Here is a 23,187-nt window from a genome sequence, read left to right on the forward strand (position 1 = left end):
TCGCGCGTAATACGTTGTAATCACAACCTTTCACATTACGTCATGGATCGGTCACATCCGCGTGGCTGAATAGCGCCCCAACGCGCTGCGCCTGGCTTTCACGCCTTACCGCCGACCACGCCGCGCGTGCTTACAAGAAATATCTTCGAATCGAGAACCCGTGCCTCCGGCTGCAAGGAAGCTTGCACGGCCACGCCATCGACCAGCAGAGACGCAAAAGAGGATCGGCCCCGACGACGCGCGCCATGACGGCGCCGCCTGCGCCGAGTGCCCGCCTGTGTTTTTCCACTGCCTGACTCGTGACCTGGCCGCAACGCCCGGACCGGCCTGTCCACCACGGCGACGCGTTACGCGCGGCGTCGGCAGAACGAGAAAAAAGGCTGCGATGAATCACCTCTACCGTGTCGTGTTCAACCGCGCGCTGGGCGTCATGCAAGCGATCTCCGAGAACGACAGCACACGCGGCGGCACACGCGCCAGCGCGGGCGGCCCGTCCTCGGCCCGCGTCGGCCGCCGCGCGTTCGACCTCACTACGCCGCGCGCGCCCATCGGCTTGCGCAAACAGCGCATCGCGCAGATCGTTGCGCTCGCCACGGCCCTGCTCGCGCAAGGCCACGCCCACGCCGCCAGCACGACCGTCGTCATCTCCACCGATACGACCAGCTCGCAGAATCTCGCCGCCAACGGCACGGTCACCGTCAACGCGGGCGTCACGCTCAACGTGAGCGACGGCAGCAACGCCATCGCCGTGAAGGGCACGGGCACGATCACGAACAACGGCACGATCGAGGAAACCGGCACGGCCGCCAACGGCACGGACGGCCGCGCGATCCGCGACAAGTCGGATCCGCTCACGCTCACGATCGTCAACAACGGCACGATCACGGCTGCCGACGACGACGCGATCCAGATGCAGTACAGCGACAACAGCGTCAAGCTCAGCAACTACGGCAAGATCATTTCGTACAACGCGAGCGAAGGCGGCGCGCAGGCGATCGACTTCAACGCGATCACGACCGGCACGAACTCGGTCTACAACGCACCCAATGCGCTGATCCAGGCCTACGAGGCCGACGCCGTGCGCCCCGGCGTGAACGGCACCATCGACAACGCGGGCACGATCTATTCGTACAACGCGGCGGCCACCATCGACGACGGCAGCGACGGCATCGACGCGCAAACCAACACGGGCGTCGTCGTCACCAATGAAGCGACGGGCCTGATCGAAGGCGCGCGTCACGGCATCACGGGCGGCAACACCGACGTGACGACGTCCGGCGCGTACACGCTCTCGGTCACCAACGCGAAAGGCGGCGTGATCCAGGGCGACGACGGCTCGGGCATCAACATCGACGGCTTCAACGCGAACGAAGTCGTCACCGTCAAGAACGACGGCACGATCACGGGCAACGGCCGCACCGCCGACGGCGACGGCGTGGACGTCGACGGCATCGTCAACATCACGAACACCGGTACGATCCAGTCGCTGCACGCGAACGGCGACACCAGCGAAGGCGTGACCGTGGGCGGCGGCACGATCGTCAACTCGGGGACGATCGCGGGCTACAACTCGGCGACCAACGATATCGACGGCTCGGCCAACACGGGCCTCGGGCGCGGCATCACGCTCGCCGGTCTCGACAAGGACCCGACCACGGGCGACGCGATCCCCACGCAAGGCATCTACACCGACACGACGATCGACAACAGCGGTCTGATCTACGGCCAGAGCGCGGGCGCGATTGCGGTCACGGGCGCGGCCAACGCGTACACGGTCACGATCACGAACGAGGCGACGGGCACGCTCGAATCGGGCGGCACGGAAGCGGTGGTCTCGACCGGCGGCAACGACGCGACGATCATCAACTGCGGCACGATCCGCGCCGACGACTCGGGCAAGGCCATCGACCTCGGCAGCGGCGACAGCACCGTGCAGATCCTCGGCGGCGTGGCCTCGGTCACGGGCGACATGGACGGCGGCACCGGCACGAGCACGCTGACGATGTCGCCGGGCTCGGGCAACGCCTTCAGCTACCGCGGCGCGATTTCGAATTTCTCGGCGGTCACGGTCGGCGCCGGCACGGTCTCGCTCTCGGGCACGAACACCTACACGGGCGCGACCACCATCGCGAGCGGCGCGACGCTCGCGCTCACCGGCTCGGGCAGCCTCGCGCAATCGGCGGTCACCGCGAACGGCACGCTCGACATTTCCGGCACGACCTCGGGTTCGTCGATCGCGAGCCTCTCGGGCAGCGGCACGGTCAACCTCGGCGGCCAGACGCTCACGCTGACCAACGCGAGCGGCGTGTTCAGCGGCTCGATCTCGGGCACGGGCGGCCTCACGATCGCGAGCGGCACGCAAACGCTCACGGGCGTGAGCACCTACACGGGCACGACGCTGATCCAGACGGGCGCGACGCTGATCCTTTCCGATTCCGGCGACATCATCCTCGCCAACGTGGTCAACAACGGCACGCTGGAGGTCGAAGGCACGCTCGGCAATCTCTCGGGGACCGGCACGGTGTCGGTCGGCAGCGGCGGCGTGACGCTCTCGGGCGGCAGCTTCGGCGGCACAGTCGCGGGCAGCGGCGCGGTCACGGTGACGGGCAGCGAAACGCTCTCGGGCGCGAGCACCTACACGGGCGCGACGTCGATCACGAACGGCTCCACGCTCGCGCTCACGGGCAGCGGCAGCATCGCGGCATCGAGCGGCGTGGCCAACGCGGGCACGCTCGATATCTCGGGCACGACGTCGGGCGCGTCGATCACGACGCTCTCCGGCAACGGCACGGTCGCGCTCGGCGCGAAGACGCTCACGCTCTCGAACGCCGCCGACACGTACAGCGGCACCATCGGCGGCACGGGCGGCGTGAGCGTGAACGGCGGCACCGAAACGCTCACGGCCGCGAACACCTACAGCGGCGGCACCGTGATCGGCACGGGCGCGACGCTCGCGCTCAGCGGCGCGGGCAGCATCGCGGCATCGAGCGGCGTGACCGCGAACGGCACGCTCGACATCTCGTCGACGACGTCGGGCGCCACACTGAAAAATATTTCGGGGTCCGGAACAGTGAACCTCGGCGCACGCACGCTTACGCTCGCCAACGCGAACGGCACGTATGCGGGCACCTTCACCGGCAGCGGCGCGATCGTCAAACAAGGCAGCGGCTCGCTGATCCTCAACGGCAACAGCAGCGCCTTCACGGGCACGACCGAAGTCAGTGCGGGCCTGCTCGAAGTGGGCGATATCGACAACGCCACGGCCGTGCTTGGCGGCGATGCAAGCGTCGATGCCTCAGGCACGCTGCGCGGCCACGGCACGGTCGCGGGCAACGTGACGAACGACGGCACGGTCGAACCGGGCGGCTCGATCGGCACGCTCACGATCGGCGGCAACTACACGCAGGCGTCGAGCGCGACGCTCGCCATCGAAGTGAGCCCGACCGCCGCCTCGCAACTCGCGGTCAACGGCAAGGCCACGCTCAACGGCGTGCTGGCCATCACCTACGATCCGGGCACCTACACGGCGCGCACCTATACGCTGGTCTCGGCGACGGGCGGCGTGAGCGGCACGTTCAGCAGCGTGACGAGCACGGGCCAGTCGAACATCGGCACGCTCGCTTCGGCGGTGACCTACGGCGCGAACGACGTCGAACTCGTGCTCTCGGGGACCAACACGGGCACGACCGTCGTCGCGCCGACCAACACGAGCATCTACACGGCGACCGGCACGTCGGCGATTCTCGGCGCGCAGGCGCAGAGCGCGGCGCTGCTTGCGCGGCTCGGCAATGTGTCGATGAATGGGTCCACGGCAGGCGCAGGCAACCCGGCGGGCTGGATCACCGCCACGGGCATCCAGACGAAGGTGGGCGGCACCAACGGCGAGCCGGGTTTCCAGGCCGACCGCTACGGCTTCCTCGCGGGCCTCGAACAGCAGCTCGGCGCGTACACGGCGGGCGTCGCGCTCGGCTACGACCACACCGACATCGACGAATCGAATACGGGCGACTCCGGCACCGCCGACACGCTGCGCGCCGCGCTCTACGGCGGCCGCGCGTATGGTCCGGTGAATCTGGGCGCGACGCTCGGCTTCGGGCTCGACTTCCTCTCGCAGAAGCGTCCGTTCGGCTCGATCGGCACGGCCGAAGGCGATCACATGGGCGAGGAATTCAACGTGGGCGGCCAGGCGAGCCTGCCGATGACGCTCGGCAGCTTCACGGTGACGCCGCGCGTGGGCCTGCGCTACGCGTACTTCCATGCGAACGACTTCAGCGAAAGCGGCGCGGGCGGCCAGGATCTGGCCGTGGGCAGCGACAACGTGCGCAGCCTGCAACCGTATGTGGGCGTGACCGTCGATCGCGCGTTCGGCGACGCGCTGCGGCCCGTGAATGCGCAGCTGCGCATCGGCTACGCGCACGAACTGCTCGACGCGAACCGTGCGGTGAGCGTGGCGGCCAGCGACGGCACGCTCTTTACCGCGCCCGGCACGAGCCTGCCGCGCGGCTATTTCACGGCGGGCGCGGGCGTGACGCTGCATCCGCGCAAGCACCTGTCCGTGTCGCTGAGCTACGACGCGCTGATCAACACGACGCACGCCTCGGCGCAGCAAGGCGAGGTGCGCGTGGGCTATCAGTTCTGATGCGCTGACGGCTTAGGGCACAGCGACGTCCGCGTGCGAGCGCGGGCGTCGCGAACGGCACGGCTCATCGCCAGCCGGTCAGGCGCAGCAGGCGGCTCATCAAGTTGCGCTCACGGGGCTGATCGGCGCTGCCCGCGTCGGCCCCCTGAGCGTCATCGGACAGAAGCAGCAGCACTTCGGGCGTGGTCAAAAACGAACGAAACATGATTCCCTCCTTCTGGCTTCGCCAACATTCCGCCAGAAAGTAAGGCAAAAAGCGCGCCACGCGCGGATGCCCCGGTGCGTGCCCGTCTGCGCGGCGCGACTCGAACGGCCCTCCTCCCGAATGCACCATCGGCGTGCATCACGCACCACCGCCGCCGCGAAATAACCGCATCAACGGCTCCGCGCGGCGGCCATCCCTATTTGCAAACATTTGACCGCGTGGACGCGCGTACGCCGCTCGTCCTCGTCACCGCTTTACCGCACTACGGCTTCAACGCCGCTTTCACTCGCGCATCGAACGCATCGAGCGGAATCAGCGTGCGCCCATCCGCATCGCGCAGCACCGCTTTCAGCGGCCCATTCCGGCCCTTCAACACCGTAATCGCGCGCATCTGATCGAGACTCTGCGCGAGATACGACACGCGCACGAACACCGCGCCTTCGCGCTCGCGCACGAAACGTTCGAACAGCAGCGTGCCGCCTGGCACCGCGTCGTTCTCGCGATACTCGCCGAGCTTCCAGTCGAAATTCAGCAAGGTCCGCAGTTGCGCGATATTCGTATCGTGACCCACAAGCACTTGCAGACGCGCATCGCCTTCGCCCGTTTCACCGCGATCGTCGTCGTTCAGCGCGCGCGTGACGCGCTCCAGCAACGGCGCACCGCCGCGACGCGCGATCAACGGCACATGATTCGTGTACGCATATTTCGCGCTGCGCAAGCCCATCAGCCCGATCACATCCGCACTGCTGCGCACGTGGCCGAATGCAATGCGTTCGAGCGGCCAGCCATCGGCGTATTGCATGCGGATGGTCTCGCTCATCGCCGCGCCCACGGCCACCGGGCCGGTCAATTTCGCCGCGTTGCCCACGACTTTCACGCCCCACGGCGCGGCATAGAGCCCGCAGTGCGAAGCGCCTTTTTCCTCGACGCAGGCACGCGGCGCGCCCACCACGCGCGCCATCGCCGCGACGTCGGCGGCATAGCGGCGGCTCGCGGCTTGCGGCGAACCCATCGCGGCGAGCATGGCCGCTTGCGCCTGCTCCGCTTCGTGAGGATCGGCGCTATCGGCATCGGCTTCGTCGGCGTGAAAAAGCGTGTCCTGATTCTCCGCCGCGTGCCCCGCTTCCACGCCGCAACGCGGCAGCACGCCATCGAGCCACGCCCGCGCCGTGGCCTGCGTGCGCGAGGCAGGACTCGACCAGACGAACACGTCGTGCGCGCTCGCACACGTGCCGGGATCGAGCAGCCCTTGATGCACGAAGTATTCGCGCTCCCAGCGCCCCAACACGACGATCGCGCGATAACCGTGCGGCGTGAGTTCGCCGTCCGGCACCTCGAACGCGGGCCAGGCCTGCGCCGACGACGCGTTCATCTTGCGCGTATCCGTGGCCGCTCGCACGCCGTGGCGCATCACGATCACCGCGCGATCGAGCTGCATGCCCGCGGGCGCGCTTTCTTCGGCGCGCGCGATCTGTGCGTGTTGCGGTTGCACTTCGGCGAACGACACACCACACGTCGTCGCGAGCGCGCCGCCGATCATCCACGACGCGCACACGAACGCGCGCCGCATTCCCTTGAATTGATTCATCGATTTATTCCATCCGACGCGCGTTTCTGAATCGCACATTTAGAAATCCACACGCGCGTTAAGGCTCAACGTGCGCGGCGCGCCCACCTGCAAATAATTTTCCTGGTAATAAGTCCAGTAATGATGATTCGTCAGGTTCGTGATATTCGCGCGCAGCGTAACGAGCTTACCGGCGACGATCGTACGATAGCCGATACCCGCATCGAACAGCATGGTCGGATTGATGTAATGCACGTTGCCCGAGTCGATCGCCATGCCGCCGAGATAACGCCCGCCCGCCTGCACGTAGAGCCCATGCACGGCCGGCACGCGCCACACGGCCTGCAACGCCGCCTGATAGTTCGGCGCGCCGACCGCGCGATTACCGCTCACGCCATCGGCGGCGTCGCGATAATGCGCGCTGAGCGCCATCAGGCTCGCGTCGATCGTGAGGCTGCGCAGCACGTCCACCGAAGCGTTCAACTCCGCGCCCTGATAGACGATCTTGCCGTCTTCGACATAGACGTTCGCGCTATTCGTGTACTCCGCGCCGCGTTCGATGCGGAACAGCGCGGCCGTCGCGCGCCAGCGGCCATGATCGGTTTTCGCGCCGATTTCATATTGACGGCTCTTGATCGGCGCCATCACCTGATACGCGTTCGCCGTCGAACTGTCCGCCGTGCCGCCCGACTCCAGCGCCTCGACATAGCTCGCGTAAAACGTCAGGTCGCTGCGCGGCGCGAACATCAGCGCGAGCGTCGGCGTGACCGGCGACTTGTGATAGTTGGTCGCGCCAGACGTCGCGGAATCGTGGCCCACTTCGTCGTACGACTCGTAACGCACGCCCGCGAGCAGCGACCACGGACCGTAGGTGATGCGGTCGCTCGCGAACAGCGCCTGCTGCGTGATCTTGTCGTCGCCGAAGGTGCCGCCGCTATACGCAATGCCGTCCGCCGAGAAAATCGTCGGGTCGTAGATATTGCCGGTGCCCACCACGGTTTTCGGCGTCTTCACCGACTTGTTCGACAGCAGCACCATCGACGACGCGCCGAGCACGATCTCGTGCTGCAACGGGCCCGTGTTGAATTTCCCTTCGACGGTCGCCTGCACGTCGTCGAATTCATAGCTGTGATATTCCGAGCTGATGCGGTCGGAGTAATCGCCCGCATTGCTCGAAATATAGTATTGATCCTTCGCGTAGCGGCGCACCGAATCCGAATAACGATAGGCGATTTTCGCCTGCCATTCCGGCGCGATCTTGTAAGCCACGCCGAGCGTCGCGAGTTTGTAATCGACGTCGGTATACGAGCCGTCGCTATAAAGACGCGTGCCGCCGGAGAGCGGTTTCGGCACCGCGTATTTCGTGCTGGTGATGATATCGACGCCGCCCGACGTGCGGCGCTGCTGATAGATCGTATCGAACGTGACGGACAGATCCTTCGTGAGCTGCGCGTCGAGGCTCAAGCCCACCGCCGTGCGATTGATCGTCGCGTCGCCCTCGCCCGCATTGCCCTCTTCGTGCACGACGTTGAAGCGAAAACCGAACATCTTGTCCTTGCCGAATCGCCCGCCCGTGTCGATGTGCTCCTTGAAGACGCTATCGGTCGAATAGCCCTGGTCGTAGCTGAACGTGAAGGTGTCGGTCGCGCGTTTCGTCACGTAATTGACGATCCCGCCGGGACTGCCGAAGCCATACATGAAACCCGCGAGCCCTTTGAGCACTTCGATGCGGTCGAACATTTCGAGCGGCATTTCCACGCCGCGATTCACGTTCGCCATGCCATCGACCTTGTAACCGTTGAGGTCGTCGAGCGGCAGGCCGCGCACCGCGAGCGTCGCCGGGTGCGTGCCGTAGCTCGAACTGATCGACGTCACCGACGCATCGTATTTCACGGCCTCGGAGAGAATCTTCGCCTGACGATCCTCGATCTCCTCGCCGCTCACCGACTGGATCGAAAACGGCGTGTCGATCTCCGCATGGCTGCCGAGCGCACCCGCGTTCGCGCGCTGCTTGAGGCTTTCGGGCTTGTCCGGCGCAGCGCTGACCTGCACTTCGGGCATGGTCGTTTCCGATGCGCTCGTTGTCGTGCTCGTTGTGGTGCTCGTTGCGCTTGCGGTGCTCGATGCGCCCGTGGCCGCCGCGGCGGTTTGCGCCGAGGCGAACGGCGCGAAGCCGGCCAGACACAGGCCCGCGGCCATCAATTGCGCCTGCAGACGCGAGACGCGGGGCGGCAGGAACGAACTCGTGATCTTCATGATATTTGGGTGATCGGTACAGATGCGTGGGTTCGCGGAAAGCGGTCTATCCGCTTTCCGTACGTGTTCTTGCTTTCGGAATCCTGATTAACTGACGCTGATCGACTTCGTTGATTGGGTCGATCAGGTCGATTACGTCGACTACGCGCGTTCGCTCACTATCAGATCAGTGCGCGTTCTCGTCGCTGACGAAACCGATCCGGCTCAGGCCGCCGTGCTGCGCTGCGGCCATCACCTGCATCACTTCTTCGTAAGGCGTTCGGCGGTCGGCGCGCAGATGCAGTTCGGTCTGCGGATCGTGCTGTGCCGCGTCGGCGGCCAATTGTTCGAGCGTCGCGACATCGACGCTGCGGTCGTTCCAGTGAATCACGCCGCCCGCGTCGATGGCCACGTCGACAGTTGCGGGCTTCGCCTGAATCTGCGCCGAAGAAACACGCGGCAATTCCACCTTCACGGCATGCTGCAAGGCGGGCATCGTGATGATGAACACCACCAGCAACACGAGCATGACGTCAACGAGCGGGGTCGTGTTGATCTCGGGGTTGAAGCCGTCTTCGAGATCGTCGCGCAACGAGCGGCCGGCCATTACGCGGCCTCCGCCTGCAGGCCGCGAGCATCCGCACGCGCTGCATGGCGCGGCGCAGCGGCGTGCAGCGACGCGTGCTGGCCGTCGAGACGCTCGCCCGCCACGATCGCGTCGAGCACGTCGAAGCCGAAACCGGACAGCGCGCCGATCGTCGTCTTGTTACCGCGCAGCAGCGTGTTATAGGCGAGCGAAGCGGGAATCGCGACCGCGAGACCGAAGGCGGTCATCACCAGCGTTTCGCCGACCGGACCGGCCACTTCGCCGATGCTCGCCTGCCCCGCTGCGCCGATGGTCATCAGCGCGTGATAGATGCCCCACACCGTGCCGAACAGGCCGATGAACGGCGCGCTCGAACTGATGGTCGCGAGCAGCGGCAGACCGCTTTGCACACGCGCCTGGCGGCGTGCGATGCATTCGTGCAGCGCGCGCGTGAGCCAGTCGGTCAGCGCGGGCGGCGTGCGGCCCGCCTGCGCCGCGCGTTCGTGCTGCGCGCTCGCGTCGAGCGCCGTGCGGGCGAGATCGGCGTACGCGTTGTCACGCACATTGCCGCCGATGGCGTGCGCGCCTTCCGCGAGTGTGCGCGCTTGCCAGAATACGCGCGCCGCGCGGTTTGCCAGCGCGCGCTCGCGCCATTGCGCGAAAGCGCGCGTGACGATCACGTACCACGATGCGACCGACATCGCGAGCAGTCCTGCCGCGACGCACTTGATGACGAGATCGGATTGCGCCCAGAGCGCGCCGATACCAAGGGAAGCCGTTGCCATAAATTGCCTCTCGAGAAGATTGAATTCAGTCGCCGAGCGAAAAACGCAGCGGCACGATGACGTAGACGGGAATGGCGCGGCCATCCTCGACATAAGGTTTGAAACGCGCGCCGCGCACTGCGTCGAGCGCGGCCTGATCGAGCGCCGCCGAGCCGGACGAAGCGCGCAATACGACTTCGCGCGGCTGACCGTTTTCATCGACGAGCACGCGCACCTGCGCCACGCCTTCCTCGCCCATGCGTCGCGAAGCATCGGGATAAACCGGGACCGGCGCGCGCAGATATTGCACGCCGTGCGTCACGGTTTTCGGCGTGGCGGGCGCGCTGGTTTGCGCGGGCGCGGCGGGCTGCGCCGCGGTTTGCGTGGGCGCGGCTTGCTGCGTTGGCGGTGCGGATTGCGCGGGCGGTGCGGGTTGTGCGGGCGCCGGCGTGGGTTCGGGCTGCGCGGCCACGCGCTCTGTCGTGCGCGTGCGCACCACCGCGCGATGCGTGACGGGCTTTTGCACTTGCGGCGGCAGCGGATGCGCGGGCGCAGGTTGCGTAGCTGGCTGAGGCGCGGGCGCCTGCACGAGCGTGGCGTAGATCGGCGCCACCGCTGCGTGCGTCGGCGGCGTCGAATGCACGCCGCTCAACAGCGCGATGCCACCCACGTGCACGCCAACGAGCGCCGCCAGCAACACCGTCCGCCCCACGCGGCGCGGCTGCGCGGAGCCGCGTTGTTGCGCCGACGTTGCGAACGTCGGCGTCTGCATAAACGGCGTGAACGAGCCGTGTGCGCCGGACATGTTTTCTCCTTGCTGAAGCGCGTGCCGCGAGGCCCGCGCCTGAACGAATTACGATTGCACACGTGTGCAATTCAAGGCCGCCTACTCTGTGTCGTACAACGATGCGTAATGTAGTTGCCGAGCGTTACGTGGGCATGACATCCGCCTTACTCGTCATTTCACGCAGCTTGAATCGCGACGTTGCGCACGCCACAAATGCACACGTGTGCATCTACACCGATAAAAAAGCGGCCGCCTCGATGTCGGCGTTCAATTCGCCAAAAACGCGCACGTTCGCGGCGATCACGGCATTGCCGCGAACGAGGCCGTCGTCGGCGAGAAAGGCGTTGGTCGCGCCGCCCGCTTCCGTCACCAGCACGATGCCCGCGACCGCGTCCCACGCATGCATATGCGGCTCGTAATAGCCGATCAGCCGCCCCGCCGCCGTGTACGCGAGCATCAACGCGCCCGAGCCGTTGCGCACGAACATGCCGCCGCGCGCGAGCCAGCGCTCGACGAAAGCGAGAAACGGCGTGCTGCTCACGCGATGCGAAATGCCCACGCCCAGCACGCCATCGGCGGCGCTCGCCGCCTGCGCGACCTGCAATGCACGGCGTTCGGGATGCGCCTGCGCCGCGTGCAGATCGATCCACGCGCCACCGTTTTTCTCGGCATGAAAGAGCTCATCGGCGTTCGGATCGTAGACCACGCCGATGGCTGCCTCGCCGTCGATCACCACGGCAATCGACACGCACCACGCGTACATGCCGTGCAAAAAGCAGCTCGTGCCGTCGATCGGATCGACGACCCATTGCGCGCGCGCCGTGCGCTCCGTTGTCGTCTCCTGGACTAGCGCCGCGCTTTCTTCGCCGAGAAAACGATCATCGGGAAAGCGGCTTGCGACGCGCGCACGCACCAGCGCCTCGACATCGCGATCGGCGATGCTCACGACATCCTGCACGCCCTTGTATTCGATAACGAGCTGTTCGCGCTGCTCGAAGCACGCGCGCGCATGGCGGCCCGCTTCGAGCGCGATCGCACGCGCCGCCGCATAACGGGCGGACTGAAACGCGCTGCTCATGGCGCCTCCCCGAGCAGATGCGCGCCGCGCGCGTCGAGCGTCACGGCCACGCGCGCGCCTTCGGGCAGCGGTCGATCGAACGAATGCGATACCACAGTGAGTTCTCCTGCCGTCGTGTCGACGGTGTAGTGCGTGCTCCGTCCGAGCCACGTCGCGCGGCGGATCACGCCGGCCAGGCCCAGGTGCGGAGCAAAGTTATCGATGACTTCCAGCGCAAGCGCCTCGGGCCGCACGGCAATGCGCGCGCGCACGATACGCGGCCCGTGCCACGCGAAATGCAGCGGCTTGCCGAGCAGATCGCAATGCGCGCGGCCCGCCTCGCAGGCGAGCACCGGAAGGTCCAGAAAATTCGCGTTGCCGATGAAGGACGCGACAAACGCATTGGCGGGCCGCTCGACCAGCGTGCGCGGATCGGCGTGCTGCGCGACCGCGCCCGCTTCCATCACGACGATCTCGTCGGCAATCGCGAGCGCCTCTTCCTGATCGTGCGTGACGTACACCACGCTCAGATTCAGTTCGCGCTGCAACTCGCGAATTTCTTCGCGCACCTGCACGCGCAAGCGCGCATCGAGATTCGAAAGCGGTTCGTCGAACAGCATCACATCCGGTTCGAGCACGAGCGCACGCGCCACGGCCACGCGCTGCTGCTGGCCGCCCGACAGTTCGTGCGGCATGCGCCGCCCGTGCGCGCTGAGTCCCACGCGCGCGAGCGCCGCATCCACGCGCGCTTCCGCATCGCGCTTCGGTACACGCGCCACGCTCAGTCCGTACGCGATGTTTTCCTCCACGCTCAGATGCGGAAACAGCGCATACGACTGAAACACCATGCTGACGTTGCGCGCCTGCGCGCCGAGCCGCGTCACGTCACGCCCGCCGATGACGATGCGCCCCGCGTCCGCGAGATCGAGCCCGGCGATCAGACGCAGCATCGTGGTCTTGCCGCAGCCGCTCGGGCCAAGCAAGGTCGTGAGCTTGCCGCGCGCGATCGTCAGCGACAGTTCGTCGAGGACGGCGCGTCCGCCCCATTTCTTGCGCACGCGCTCGAACACGACGGCGGCCTGCGCCTCGTCGGCGCGCGTGCGGGCTTGCTGCGCGATGGCGCTCATGACGTGCACTCCGTGGTCGTGCGCGTGCCGACGGCCTGCACGCGCGTGTTGCGAACATACCCTGTTTCAAGCACTTTTCTCGCGGATCGGGCCGCTCGCGCGAGCACTCGCGCCACGGCCAGCAGCGCGAACAGCACGACGACGAGCGTGCCCGCGAGCGCGAGCGCCGGGCCGTCGTTGCCGTTCGACACGAGACCCATCAGATACGTCGTGGCGAGATCGTGATCGGCGCTGACGAGAAAAATCACCGCGCTGACCGTGGTCGCCGCGCGCACGAAACCGTGAATCAGCGCAGCACCGAGCGCGGGCAGCATCAGCGGCAGATGAAGGCGGCGCAGCGTCGTCCACGAACCGGCGCGCAAGCTCGCCGACGCTTCGTCGAGCACGGGGTCGATCTGCGCGAAGGCCGCCGAGATCGCTCGCAATCCGAGCGGCATGTTTCGGAATACGAACGACATCACGAGGATCGATGCGCCGCCTGCGAGCATCAGCGGCGGCGCATCGAATGCGCGCGCCCACGCGAGGCCCATCACCGTGCCGGGCACGGCGAGCGAGACGGCGAACACGCCGTCGAGCACGCCGCGTCCGGGAAAGCGTCGGCGCGCAAGCAGCCAGCCCGCCAGCAACGCGGCGGCGGCGGTCAACGGCGCGGCGATCGCGGACAGGCGCAACGTTTCGAGCACCGCGTCCCACGCCGTGCCCGTCAGCACGAAGCGGCCATCGTCGAAGGCGATGCCCAGCACATCGGCGAAATGCGCGGCGGTCAGCGTGAAATCCACGCCCCACAGGCGCACGAAACCGCCCAACAGCAGCGTGCCGTAGACCGCAAGCGCGAGCCCGCACCACGGCACGCAGACGAGCGCGAGTGCGCCCTGCACGCCTGCGCCGAGCGGCGTGCCCTGCGCCGCCACGGGCTTGCCGCTCACGCTCGCGTAGCGCGCGCGGCCGAGCCACGCACGCTGCAACACGAACGCGCCGAGCGCGATCGCCAGCAGCCAGACGCCGAGCACCGCGGCGCGCGCGGCGTTCTGCTCCGCGCCGACCACGGCGAAATAGAGGTCCGTCGACAGCACGCGGAAATTGCCGCCGACCACGAGCGGATCGCCGAAATCGGCGACGCTCTCGATGAAGCACAGCAGCCACGCGTTCGCCACGCCGGGGCGCAGCATCGGCCAGGTCACCGTGCGCAGGATCGTCCAGTTCGACGCGCGCAAGGTCGCCGCCGCCTCTTCGAGCGATGCGGGCACGCGCGCGACCACGGTGCGCAGCGTGAGATACGCGAGCGGCGCGAAGGCGAGACTTTGCGCGAGCACGATGCCCGGCACGCCGTAGAGCCAACGCCCCGGCGCAACATCGAACAGATCGGCGGCCTCGCGCGTGACGAGACCGTTGCGGCCGAACAGCAGGATCAGCGCGAGGCCGACCGCGAACGGCGGCGTGATCGCGGGCAGCACGGCGATGGCGCGTAACGCGGCGCGCGCGATGGGCGAACGCGCGGGCGCGCCGCGTTGCGCGAGCATCGCGAGCGCGCCGCCGATCAGCGTCGCCAGCGTGGCGCTCACGACGCCGAGCGCGAGCGTATGCCAGCCGCTGCCGCACGCGCCGCCGCTCACGCACGCGAGCGACCATACGCTGGCGTCGAACCAGTTGTGCCACGCCAGGGCTGCGGGCAGCAGCACGCTGCGCGCGAGCGGCGCGATCACGAACACGCCGAGCGCCGCGCACACGGCGATCAGCACCGCGCGCGCGAAGCCATCGAAAGCGCCATCAGTGCGCATGGGCGTAAATCTCCGTCGTCCAGCGTTCGAGCAGATGCTTGCGCACCGCCGGATCGCCGAAGCGTGCGAAGTCGTAGTCGATCAGACGAATGCCTTCGGGACGCGGCGCGTTCGCGGGAATCGCGGCGGCGCGGTTCGACGGAATCTGATAGGCATGCGCCTTGTCGGCGAGCGATTGCACATCGGCGCGCAAGGCGAATTCGTAGAAGCGCTGCGCGAGCGCGGCATGCGCGGCGCCCGCGATCAGGCTCATGCCGCCGATTTCGTAGCCCGTGCCTTCGCAGGGCGTGACCGTCGCGATATCGAAGCCCGCCACGCGCTGCTTGACGAGGTCGTGCAGGAATTCGACGGCCACGTCGGCTTCGCCGCGCGACACGGCTTCACCCGGGCCGACGCCCGTCGAGGTGTACTGGCTCACGTTCGCATTCAGGCGGCGCAGATAGTCGAACGCACCGTCCTCGCCTTTAAGCTGCACGAGCGTCGCGAGCGCGACATAGGCCGTGCCCGACGCGTTCGGATTGGCAATCTGGATCTCGCCGCGCCACGACTTCGCGAGCAGATCGCTCCAGCAACGCGGCGGCGTCTGCTGGCGACGGCGCAGCGCGTCCGCGTCGTAGCCGATGCCGAGCACGCCCTGATAGATGCCCACCGTGCGGCTCCGTCCAACCTGCGCGAAACGCTGCGCCCACGGCTGCAATTGCGCGAGTTGCGGCGAACGATAATCTTGCGTGAGGCCTTCGAACGCCGCCTGCAAATGGGCGTCGCCGGAACCGGCCCACCAGATATCGAATTGCGGATGCGCGCGTTGCGCGGCCACGAGCGCGAGCGCCTCGCCCGCGCTCTTGCGAATCATCGCGACATGCACGCCGGTCTCCTGCTCGAAGCGGTTTTTCATCAACTGGCACCACTCCAGATCGGCGGAACACAGCAGATTCAGGCGTTCGTCGGCATGCGCGGACGGCGTCGCGAGGCACAGCGCCGAGGCGAGCGCCGTCGCGACCATGCGCAGCGAATTCTTGCACTCGATTGCAAAACGACGCGGCGGCTTGCGAAGTCGGGAGAACAGGGACATGGAATGGAACCGTGGCGAAGAGAGAACGCGTCAGCCGGTCGTGGCGCGGCGGACGAACGAAACAGAAATCACGCGCGCCTGCGTGGGCCGCGAGAAATCGCCGATACGCTCGGCGAGCAGATCGACCGCGCCTTGCGCGAGCGCGTCGGTGTTCTGGGCGATGGTCGAAAGGCGATAGCTGTCGAGCGAGGCGTGCTGAATATCGTCGAAGCCGACGACGCGCACGTCTTCGGGAATGCGCAGGTTGAACGCGCGCCGCGCTTCGTCCATGAAACCGAGCGCGATCATGTCGGTCGCGCAGAACACGCCGTCGGGCACATTGCCGCCCGCGAGCAGTTCGCGCGCCGCAAGTTGCCCCGCTTCATACGACACGATCGTGGTGTTGCATACGGTCACGCGCGCGCGGCGCACGCCGCAATTCGCGAGGCCGGCGAGAAAGCCTTCGCAGCGCTGACGCGCGCCGTGGTGCGTGGCCTGCGGCCCGATAAACGCAAAGCGCAGCGCGCCGGAGTCGAACAACGCGCGCGCGGCCAGTGCGCCGCCCGCTGCGTTATCGCTGTTGACGAGGTCGGCGCCTTCGAGTTCGGCGGCGCGGTTGATCATCGCGACGGGTACGTGGCGGTCGAGATATTCGCGCGCGAGGGCGAGCGGCGGCGCGCCCGAGGTCATGATCACGCCCGCGATACGGTAGCTCAGCAGCACGTGCAGCGCGTAGCCGATCTGGTCGGGATCGTCGGCGTTCATGAGGATCGGCAGCATGCCGCGCGTGCCGAGATGATGCGCGATCGGCGTGAGCAGCTGCGCACGAAACGGGCTCGCGAGCGCCGACGTCACCACGCCGACGAAATTGCTGCGCCCCTGGATCGTGTTGCGCGCATTGATATCGACGTGATAATTCAGCGTGCGCGCGGCTTCGAGCACGCGTGCGCGCGTTTTCGCCGATACGCTCGCGCCCGGCGTGAACGTGCGCGAGACGGCCGAGCGCGAAACGCCCGCCATGCGCGCGACGTCTTCGGCCACGGCCCAGCTTTTCTCCTTGAGGCTCATCGGATGGATTCGGGTGGGCCGTCGCGCGGCCCATGGCTGCCAATGATGACCGCGGAGCTTAAGGGGCGTATGTGTCTGTCGCGTGACAAAGCGCCGGATGGCGGCGCGCGGATGCGCCGCGGAGCGTGCTCGCGATCAGGTTTCGCGCTCGTAGCGCAGACGATATTCGCCTTGGCTGCGCTCGATTCGCGCGAAGCCCGGTTCAATTGATATGCATGGCGGAAGGTGATTGCTCGCCTGCGTCGCGCTGCATCTTCGTCGCCTCGCTGGCGTCGATGTTCGCCAGGAAATCGAGGCTGGCGTTCAGATAACCGTCGCTGATCGCATGGATCGTGAAATCCCCCACTTGCTGACCCGGAAAAGATTGCGTGGACATCGTGATTCTCCAGATGCGCTAATTGCGTGCGTATATCGTCGCGGCGGCATAGCCAAAACAACGAATGCGCGAGGTCAGGCCTGTGCGGCGCTCAATGACATGGTCGAGGTCTACCATAAACGTGTTCATGACCTCGGCCGTGCGAAACGCAGTGAGCCGATATTGAATCTCGGCGAAGACGGGATGCCCATAACCCTGCCGAACCGCCACATAAATCACGTGGACGTTTTTGAGTTCCGCGTCGAGCACATCGGTGCAAAGCTCGACGCAATCGCTGGACAGTCCGGCCAAATGCTCATCGGGCGGCATGTGCTCCGCGCGAATATAGAACGTCACGTTTGGCATCGTTGGCCTAATCCGTCAGTTGCCCGGTTATCGGCGCATAGAAATGGACGCCTTCGGGCGCATTCCCGGCAAGCGGCACACGGCTTTGCGGCCATACCGCGAGCCATCGAGATTCGGGAAACTTCTCCAGTGCAACGGCTTGCATGGCCAGCGGTTTCAGGCCCATCTGGATCAGCGCCTCGGGGCCGCTCGCACTCAGCACGAGGAGTTCGTCGGCCTTGACCTCGGGCGCAAGACCGATATCGCTATAGAGATTGCGGTGCCAGTCGGTAATGTGCTGCTGCCATTTGGCGAAATTGCCGCCGCCTTTCTGGCGATATTCCTCGCCCGTCAACACATCGAGACTATCGACCGTGTGAACCGCGAGATAAACCGGGCAACCCGCGCTGATCGCCTTGAAGCGCTGCGATGTGTGAAAGCCCGTTACGGAAATCAACGCGGGCAATTTTTCGAGGCTATAAAAGTCGTTCCATTCAGCTTCGCTATGGGGATCGGCGAAACTGCATTCGACGGTGTAGATCATTGGATTGTCCTTCATGACGGATAAACGCATTTCGCATTCGGATGGCACTCATTGCGTTGATGTAATGGTAATCTCCAATTTTCGGCACCGATAACGATATAAAGTCAGCCTTCAGTGACATTCACTCAAGCTGGCGTCAAACTGGCCTTGATCGGAGAGCTTCCAGTGCGTCGCAAGATTCCCAGCAATTCCGCGCTGCTCGCGTTCGAGGCGGCGGCTCGGCATGGCAGCTTCGCCCGCGCCGCCGAGGAACTGTCACTGACCGAGGGCGCCATCAGCCGCCAGATCGGGCGGCTCGAAACGTTCCTGGGCGTGACGCTGTTCAAACGCGTCGGTAATCGCGTGCGTCTCGCACCCAATGGCATGCGCTACGCGGAGCAGGTGCGCGAGACTCTGGATCGGCTGGAACGCGACAGCCTGTATCTGATGGGACAGCCTCTTGAGGGCGCGAGCATCGATATCGCGGCCATTCCCACTTTCGCCACGCGTTGGCTCATTCCGCGCCTGAAGCATTTTCAGCGGCGGCATCCGAATGTGACCGTGCATATCGCCGAGCGCATGGAGCCTTTTCTGCTGGCCGGCAGCGGTTTCGACGCCGCGATTCATTTCGAGCATCCGGCGTGGGCCGGGATGCATCGGCATCATTTGCTGGAGGAAGTGCTGGTGCCCGTTTGCAGCCCCGCGCTGCTAGCGGAGGCTGGCGCCGATGCGTCGCTCGATGACTTGCCGCGCCTTCATCGGCGGCAAAATCCCGACGCGTGGCAGATCTACGCGCAAGAGACGGGCATCGCGTTGAGCAATTCGGCCGTTGGCGCGCGCTACGACCTGCATGCCATGCTGATCGAGGCGGCGCTCGCGGGCCTCGGCGTGGCGCTGGTGCCGCGTCTTTATGTCGGCGCGGAGCTTGAGCAAGGGCGTCTGGTCACGCCCTGGCCCGACGGGAAAGGTGTGGCGAAAAACTTTTGCCTCGTGCTGCCCGAGCCGATCGAATCGAGTGAAGGACCGATCCAGGCATTCGCGCAATGGCTGCTCGAAGAAGCACGCGGCTCGGCGAACTAAAGCCGGTTTAATTCCGCGCAGTTTCAATCGGATTGATCATTGGATAATCGGGCGATCAACGGAACCAGCAAAACCGCGACGATCGCCATGGCCGCAGCCACATAACCGATCTGGCCAATCCCCAGCTTTTCAATCGTCATGCCGCCGATGATCGCGCCCAGTCCAATACCGGCATTCGCCATCGACACATTGAGCGTGCCGGCCAGCGCCTGCGAATGCGCGGCGGCCCGCATCACGCGCACCTGACAAATCGGATAAAGCGCGGTGTTCGCGAGTCCCCAGACGCCGAGTGCAATCGCGAGTCCGAACGCGTTGCCGACCGCCAGCGTCGTCGCCGCCATGCCGACCGCGAGCACCGCCGACGCAATCAGCGTCGCGCGCAGCGGATGCGTTCCGACCAGGTGTCCGCCGAGCCAATTGCCCGCGAGCCCCACTACGCCGAAGCCCATCAGCCACCAGCCCACGGCGTCGGTGGGAATATGCGCGAGCCGTTCGAGCAGATCGGCGAGATAGGTGTACGACGTGAACATCGCCGTGAACACGACCACGGACAGCACGAGATTACCAAGAAACATCGGATTCCTGAGAATCTGCATCTGATGACCGAGTTCTAGCCGCGCGGGCTTGTGAAGAACGGGCATGACGAGCAGCAGAAGCAGCGCCATCGCCAGCGAAAGCGCGGCGAGTATCCAGAACGTGCCGCGCCAGCCCACCGCGTTGCCCACGAGCGTGCCGACCGGAATGCCGAACACCATGGCGGCGGCAATGCCCATATAAACGTTCGACACCGCCCTGCCGCTGCGCTCGGGTCCGGCGAGCTGCGCCGCCGTCTCGCTCGACGTGCCCCAGAACACCGGCAGCGCGAGCGCGGGCAGCACGCGGCCAATGGCGACGATCCAGACGTTCGACGCCATCGCCACGAGCGCATTCGAAAACGCAAAAAGAAACAGCAGCGCGACGAATAGTTTTTTACGGTCGACATGCGAAACCAGCCCGGTCAAAAGAGGGCCGAATGACATGACCGTAAAGGCGAATAGCGTGACCAGCCGGCCAGCACTGGCGATCGACATGCCGAGATCGCGCGCCATACTGGGCAGCAAACCCACAATAATGAATTCCGTGGTGACGATCACGAAAGCGGAAATAGCGAGCAGCAGCACAGCCAGCGCGCCATTGGCCGGCGTGGTCGGATAACCGGCCGATGCAGCACGGGACGTAGACGACACGAGAACCTCCATTTCAAGGCCTCGAAATCTATCATTGACGCTTCAGAAAGTCGTGCGGCATTATTTCAAGCCATTGTTTCCATTCAGTCCAGAATAAGGGGCCATTTTGCTCCCATCCGAGCGCCTGAAAGGCATTGAGGCTTTTGTCGCCGCCGCCGAACTCGGCAGTTTCACCGCCGCTGCGGAGCGCCTGAATCTCACGACATCGGCGATCAGCAAATCCGTGGCTCGCCTGGAGTCGCGGCTCGACTGCAAGTTGTTCGAACGCACCACGCGCCGCCTGGCGCTGACCGACGAAGGCAGCGCGTTCTACGCGACCTGTTCGAGCGTGCTCAAGGAACTGGCCGACGCCGAAGCCGTTCTCGCGGCGCACGGTTCGGAGCCGATCGGACGCTTACGCGTCGATCTGCCCGTCGCCTTTGGCCGCTCGCGCGTGATGCCGCTGTTGCTGCGCTACGCGGAGCAGCACCCTGCCGTCACGCCGCGCGTGAGCTTCACCGATCGTTTCGTCGACGTGCTTGAAGAAAGCATCGACGTGGCGGTGCGTATCGGCATCGTGCAGAGTTGGCCCGATGGTCTCGCGCGGCGTCATCTCGGCACGGAGCGGCTGATCTTTTGCGCGTCGCCTTCGTATTTGAAGCGTCGCGGCGTGCCGCGCGATATCCACGCGTTGATGAAACTCGACCGCGTGTTATATGGCCGCGCCGATGGCGGCACGTCGCCGTGGCGCTTTGCCGAAGGCACGAATGTCGAGCTACGCGACGCGCCTGAACGGCTCGTGCTCGGCAGCGCGGAGGCGCAGGTCGAGGCGGTGAAATCGGGTTTCGGCGTAGCGCAACTGGCTACATGGTTGATACGGCGTGAGCTGGACAGCGGCGAACTGGTCGAGATGCTGCCCGACCAGGCCACCGAGGGTTTGCCGCTGCATCTCGTCTGGCCGACGAGCCGGCAACTCATTCCGAAAGTGGACGCCCTGTTGAGTCTTCTGACACGCGAATTGCGTATCGACTAAAGCGGGCGTCCAGCAAAGCGAACAGGCAAAACGCTGCAAACGCGGCTTACGCGCGCGCGAGTTGAAACACCGACACCGCCTCGCGCATGCGCTGCGACTGCGCTTCGAGCGCGCCCGCCGCAGCGGCCGCTTCTTCGACCAGCGCCGCATTCTGCTGCGTCACCTGATCCATCTGGCTCACCGCGTGGCCGACCTGCTCGATGCCGTCGCTCTGCTCGGACGTGGCCGTCGTGATTTCGCCCATCAGCGTCGCGACGTTGCGCACCGCGCCGACGATCTCGCCCATCGTGCTGCCGGCCTGCGTCACGAGCGCGTTACCGCTCTCCACTCGCTCGATCGACTGGCTGATCAGTTCCTTGATATCGCGCGCCGCGCCCGCGCTACGCTGCGCGAGCGTACGCACCTCGCCCGCGACCACGGCGAAGCCGCGCCCTTGTTCGCCCGCGCGCGCCGATTCGACCGCTGCATTCAGCGCGAGAATATTCGTTTGAAACGCGATGCTGTCGATCATGCCGGTAATTTCAGCAATCTTTTTGGAGCTTGCGCTGATCTCCGCCATCGTGCGCACGGCGCGATCGACCACGTCGCCGCCCTGCTGCGCGAGATCGGCTGCGCCGCCCGCGAGCGAGCTGGCTTCGCGCGCGTGTTCGGCGTTCTGGCGCACCGTCGACGTCAGTTGCTCCATGCTCGCCGCCGTTTCTTCGAGCGAGGCCGATTGTTCTTCGGTGCGGCTCGACAGATCGAGATTGCCCGCCGCGATTTCGCGCGCGGCGGTATGGATCGCTTCGCAGCTGTCGCGCACGCCGGACACCGTCTGCGTGAGGCCCGACTTCATGCGCTGCATCGCCGCGAACAGCAGGCCGATTTCGTTGCCGCTCGCGGGCGGCACATGCACCGTGAGATCGTTAGAAGCGATGCGGTCGAGCACGTTCGCGGCGAGCGCGAGCGGTTGCGAGACCACGCGGCGCAGCGCGAAATGCGTCGCCACGATCAGCGCCAGCGCGAGGCTCACGCCCAGCACGACCATGCCGACGATCCATTGATACTGCGTGTTGGCGCTCGCGAGTCCCGATTCGGAAAGCTGATTCGCGAGTTGCTGGAATTTTTCGACGTTCGTCGAATAAGCCGCGCCCGAAGACGTGATCGCGCTGTCGTTGAGCGTGGCGTAAGCGGAGGTGTCGCCGTTCGCGAGCGCGTCGCGTGCGCGAGCCAGACTCGACGCGAGCTGCCCCGACGAATCGACGAGACTCGCCTTGAGCGCGGCATCCATGCCTTCGAACGGCGCGGCCTTTTCGAACGCCTGCGTCTCGCTTGCCGAAAGATCGAGCGTGCGTTGCGCGCTCTTGAGCGCAGCATCGCGCCCGGCGGTATCGTTGCGCTCCTTGAGTGCGGTGTAGGCGCGCATCAGCGCCGAGCGCGTGCGCGCGGTGTCCTTGTAAGCGTCGTTGACGAGAATGGTCTGACGCGCCATTTCGCGCAGCGACTGGGTATTGCCATTCGCGCTATGGAGCGCGGTGATGCCCATCAGCCCGCCCAGCAGAATCATTGTCGAGAAAATGGCGAGGACAGCCAGCAGGCTGGCCCGTACGGTTACATTGCGCATGCTGCTGGTGCCGGCGGAAGCCGATTAGTCGTTGAGATACTTGCGATAACGGCAATAATCTCGCCCTGCTTTAGAGGCTAATTAAAAAGTCTTTTCGTCAGATCTTTAAAGCGAATTGACGCCCTGAAACGGTGCGTAAAACCATAAAAAAAGCGGCGCCACGCATCGCGCGGCGCCGC

The 23,187-nt window shown here is 65.7% G+C and carries 18 protein-coding genes and 1 pseudogene; 3 read left to right on the forward strand and 16 right to left on the reverse strand.

What is annotated here, in order from left to right:
- The first annotated feature begins 385 nt into the window (after positions 1-385).
- Complete coding sequence (locus LDO54_RS36410) at positions 386-4,639, forward strand: autotransporter domain-containing protein (protein WP_224017578.1); 4,254 nt, start codon at positions 386-388, stop codon at positions 4,637-4,639.
- A gap of 64 nt (positions 4,640-4,703) precedes the next feature.
- Here the strand turns inward: LDO54_RS36410 and LDO54_RS36415 are convergent, their stop codons facing one another.
- The 14 genes and pseudogenes from LDO54_RS36415 to LDO54_RS36480 form a co-directional block, all read right to left on the reverse strand.
- Entirely contained in the window at positions 4,704-4,844 is a 141-nt protein-coding gene (locus LDO54_RS36415) for a hypothetical protein (RefSeq protein ID WP_224017580.1), read from the reverse strand.
- A gap of 262 nt (positions 4,845-5,106) precedes the next feature.
- Positions 5,107-6,432, reverse strand: coding sequence for a histidine-type phosphatase (locus tag LDO54_RS36420; protein ID WP_224017582.1), 1,326 nt, complete (start codon positions 6,430-6,432; stop codon positions 5,107-5,109).
- A gap of 39 nt (positions 6,433-6,471) precedes the next feature.
- Complete coding sequence (locus LDO54_RS36425) at positions 6,472-8,667, reverse strand: TonB-dependent siderophore receptor (RefSeq protein WP_224017584.1); 2,196 nt, start codon at positions 8,665-8,667, stop codon at positions 6,472-6,474.
- Between the two features lie 166 nt (positions 8,668-8,833).
- The gene (locus LDO54_RS36430; RefSeq protein WP_224017585.1) at positions 8,834-9,253 is read right to left on the reverse strand and encodes an ExbD/TolR family protein; all 420 of its coding nucleotides are present in this window, start codon (positions 9,251-9,253) and stop codon (positions 8,834-8,836) included.
- A complete protein-coding gene (locus LDO54_RS36435; RefSeq protein ID WP_224017586.1) occupies positions 9,253-10,017 on the reverse strand; it encodes a MotA/TolQ/ExbB proton channel family protein in 765 nt (254 codons plus the stop codon). Before LDO54_RS36435 ends, LDO54_RS36430 begins: the two co-directional genes overlap by 1 nt.
- A 25-nt stretch (positions 10,018-10,042) precedes the next feature.
- On the reverse strand, positions 10,043-10,801 hold the full coding sequence (locus tag LDO54_RS36440) for an energy transducer TonB (RefSeq protein WP_224017588.1): 759 nt from the start codon (positions 10,799-10,801) through the stop codon (positions 10,043-10,045).
- Between the two features lie 211 nt (positions 10,802-11,012).
- Positions 11,013-11,861, reverse strand: a complete 849-nt coding sequence (locus LDO54_RS36445) for an inositol monophosphatase family protein (RefSeq protein WP_224017590.1) — start codon at positions 11,859-11,861, stop codon at positions 11,013-11,015.
- On the reverse strand, positions 11,858-12,967 hold the full coding sequence (locus LDO54_RS36450) for an ABC transporter ATP-binding protein (RefSeq protein ID WP_224017592.1): 1,110 nt from the start codon (positions 12,965-12,967) through the stop codon (positions 11,858-11,860). The genes LDO54_RS36445 and LDO54_RS36450 overlap by 4 nt, the downstream gene beginning before the upstream one ends.
- Positions 12,964-14,745, reverse strand: coding sequence for an ABC transporter permease (locus tag LDO54_RS36455; protein ID WP_224017594.1), 1,782 nt, complete (start codon positions 14,743-14,745; stop codon positions 12,964-12,966). The genes LDO54_RS36450 and LDO54_RS36455 overlap by 4 nt, the downstream gene beginning before the upstream one ends.
- Entirely contained in the window at positions 14,735-15,817 is a 1,083-nt protein-coding gene (locus LDO54_RS36460) for an ABC transporter substrate-binding protein (protein ID WP_224017596.1), read from the reverse strand. Before LDO54_RS36460 ends, LDO54_RS36455 begins: the two co-directional genes overlap by 11 nt.
- Positions 15,818-15,847: 30 nt before the next feature.
- Positions 15,848-16,864, reverse strand: coding sequence for a LacI family DNA-binding transcriptional regulator (locus tag LDO54_RS36465; RefSeq protein ID WP_224017598.1), 1,017 nt, complete (start codon positions 16,862-16,864; stop codon positions 15,848-15,850).
- A gap of 205 nt (positions 16,865-17,069) precedes the next feature.
- Positions 17,070-17,240, reverse strand: a pseudogene (locus LDO54_RS36470) (MBL fold metallo-hydrolase); the annotation flags it as partial.
- An 18-nt stretch (positions 17,241-17,258) separates the two neighbouring features.
- Positions 17,259-17,585 (reverse strand): hypothetical protein, encoded by a 327-nt coding sequence (locus tag LDO54_RS36475; RefSeq protein ID WP_224017600.1) that lies wholly within the window; start codon positions 17,583-17,585, stop codon positions 17,259-17,261.
- Between the two features lie 7 nt (positions 17,586-17,592).
- The gene (locus LDO54_RS36480) at positions 17,593-18,108 is read right to left on the reverse strand and encodes a sugar ABC transporter (RefSeq protein ID WP_224017602.1); all 516 of its coding nucleotides are present in this window, start codon (positions 18,106-18,108) and stop codon (positions 17,593-17,595) included.
- Between the two features lie 165 nt (positions 18,109-18,273).
- Between LDO54_RS36480 and LDO54_RS36485 the strand changes: the two genes are divergently transcribed.
- Entirely contained in the window at positions 18,274-19,167 is an 894-nt protein-coding gene (locus LDO54_RS36485; RefSeq protein WP_224017603.1) for a LysR substrate-binding domain-containing protein, read from the forward strand.
- A 23-nt stretch (positions 19,168-19,190) separates the two neighbouring features.
- Here the strand turns inward: LDO54_RS36485 and LDO54_RS36490 are convergent, their stop codons facing one another.
- Positions 19,191-20,393 carry an MFS transporter gene (locus tag LDO54_RS36490; protein WP_224017605.1) on the reverse strand — a complete coding sequence of 401 codons (1,203 nt, stop codon included), beginning with the start codon at positions 20,391-20,393 and terminating at the stop codon, positions 19,191-19,193.
- A 106-nt stretch (positions 20,394-20,499) separates the two neighbouring features.
- On the opposite strand from LDO54_RS36490, the gene LDO54_RS36495 reads away from it, so the two are divergent.
- Positions 20,500-21,405, forward strand: a complete 906-nt coding sequence (locus LDO54_RS36495; protein WP_224017607.1) for a LysR family transcriptional regulator — start codon at positions 20,500-20,502, stop codon at positions 21,403-21,405.
- A 46-nt stretch (positions 21,406-21,451) separates the two neighbouring features.
- Here LDO54_RS36495 and LDO54_RS36500 read toward each other — a convergent pair whose 3' ends face one another.
- Positions 21,452-23,008 carry a methyl-accepting chemotaxis protein gene (locus tag LDO54_RS36500; RefSeq protein ID WP_224017610.1) on the reverse strand — a complete coding sequence of 519 codons (1,557 nt, stop codon included), beginning with the start codon at positions 23,006-23,008 and terminating at the stop codon, positions 21,452-21,454.
- Positions 23,009-23,187: the final 179 nt, after the last annotated feature.

Origin of the sequence: Paraburkholderia tropica, assembly GCF_914484835.1 — a bacterium.
GTDB lineage: Bacteria > Pseudomonadota > Gammaproteobacteria > Burkholderiales > Burkholderiaceae > Paraburkholderia > Paraburkholderia tropica_A.

What these genes read in the sequence shown, in the direction of transcription:
- LDO54_RS36410 (WP_224017578.1), top strand. Translation starts at nt 386, where the DNA reads ATGAATCACCTCTACCGTGTCGTGTTCAACCGCGCGCTGGGCGTCATG.
- LDO54_RS36415 (WP_224017580.1), bottom strand. Translation starts at nt 4,844, where the DNA reads ATGTTTCGTTCGTTTTTGACCACGCCCGAAGTGCTGCTGCTTCTGTCC.
- LDO54_RS36420 (WP_224017582.1), bottom strand. Translation starts at nt 6,432, where the DNA reads ATGAATCAATTCAAGGGAATGCGGCGCGCGTTCGTGTGCGCGTCGTGG.
- LDO54_RS36425 (WP_224017584.1), bottom strand. Translation starts at nt 8,667, where the DNA reads ATGAAGATCACGAGTTCGTTCCTGCCGCCCCGCGTCTCGCGTCTGCAG.
- LDO54_RS36430 (WP_224017585.1), bottom strand. Translation starts at nt 9,253, where the DNA reads ATGGCCGGCCGCTCGTTGCGCGACGATCTCGAAGACGGCTTCAACCCC.
- LDO54_RS36435 (WP_224017586.1), bottom strand. Translation starts at nt 10,017, where the DNA reads ATGGCAACGGCTTCCCTTGGTATCGGCGCGCTCTGGGCGCAATCCGAT.
- LDO54_RS36440 (WP_224017588.1), bottom strand. Translation starts at nt 10,801, where the DNA reads ATGTCCGGCGCACACGGCTCGTTCACGCCGTTTATGCAGACGCCGACG.
- LDO54_RS36445 (WP_224017590.1), bottom strand. Translation starts at nt 11,861, where the DNA reads ATGAGCAGCGCGTTTCAGTCCGCCCGTTATGCGGCGGCGCGTGCGATC.
- LDO54_RS36450 (WP_224017592.1), bottom strand. Translation starts at nt 12,967, where the DNA reads ATGAGCGCCATCGCGCAGCAAGCCCGCACGCGCGCCGACGAGGCGCAG.
- LDO54_RS36455 (WP_224017594.1), bottom strand. Translation starts at nt 14,745, where the DNA reads ATGCGCACTGATGGCGCTTTCGATGGCTTCGCGCGCGCGGTGCTGATC.
- LDO54_RS36460 (WP_224017596.1), bottom strand. Translation starts at nt 15,817, where the DNA reads ATGTCCCTGTTCTCCCGACTTCGCAAGCCGCCGCGTCGTTTTGCAATC.
- LDO54_RS36465 (WP_224017598.1), bottom strand. Translation starts at nt 16,864, where the DNA reads ATGAGCCTCAAGGAGAAAAGCTGGGCCGTGGCCGAAGACGTCGCGCGC.
- LDO54_RS36475 (WP_224017600.1), bottom strand. Translation starts at nt 17,585, where the DNA reads ATGCCAAACGTGACGTTCTATATTCGCGCGGAGCACATGCCGCCCGAT.
- LDO54_RS36480 (WP_224017602.1), bottom strand. Translation starts at nt 18,108, where the DNA reads ATGATCTACACCGTCGAATGCAGTTTCGCCGATCCCCATAGCGAAGCT.
- LDO54_RS36500 (WP_224017610.1), bottom strand. Translation starts at nt 23,008, where the DNA reads ATGCGCAATGTAACCGTACGGGCCAGCCTGCTGGCTGTCCTCGCCATT.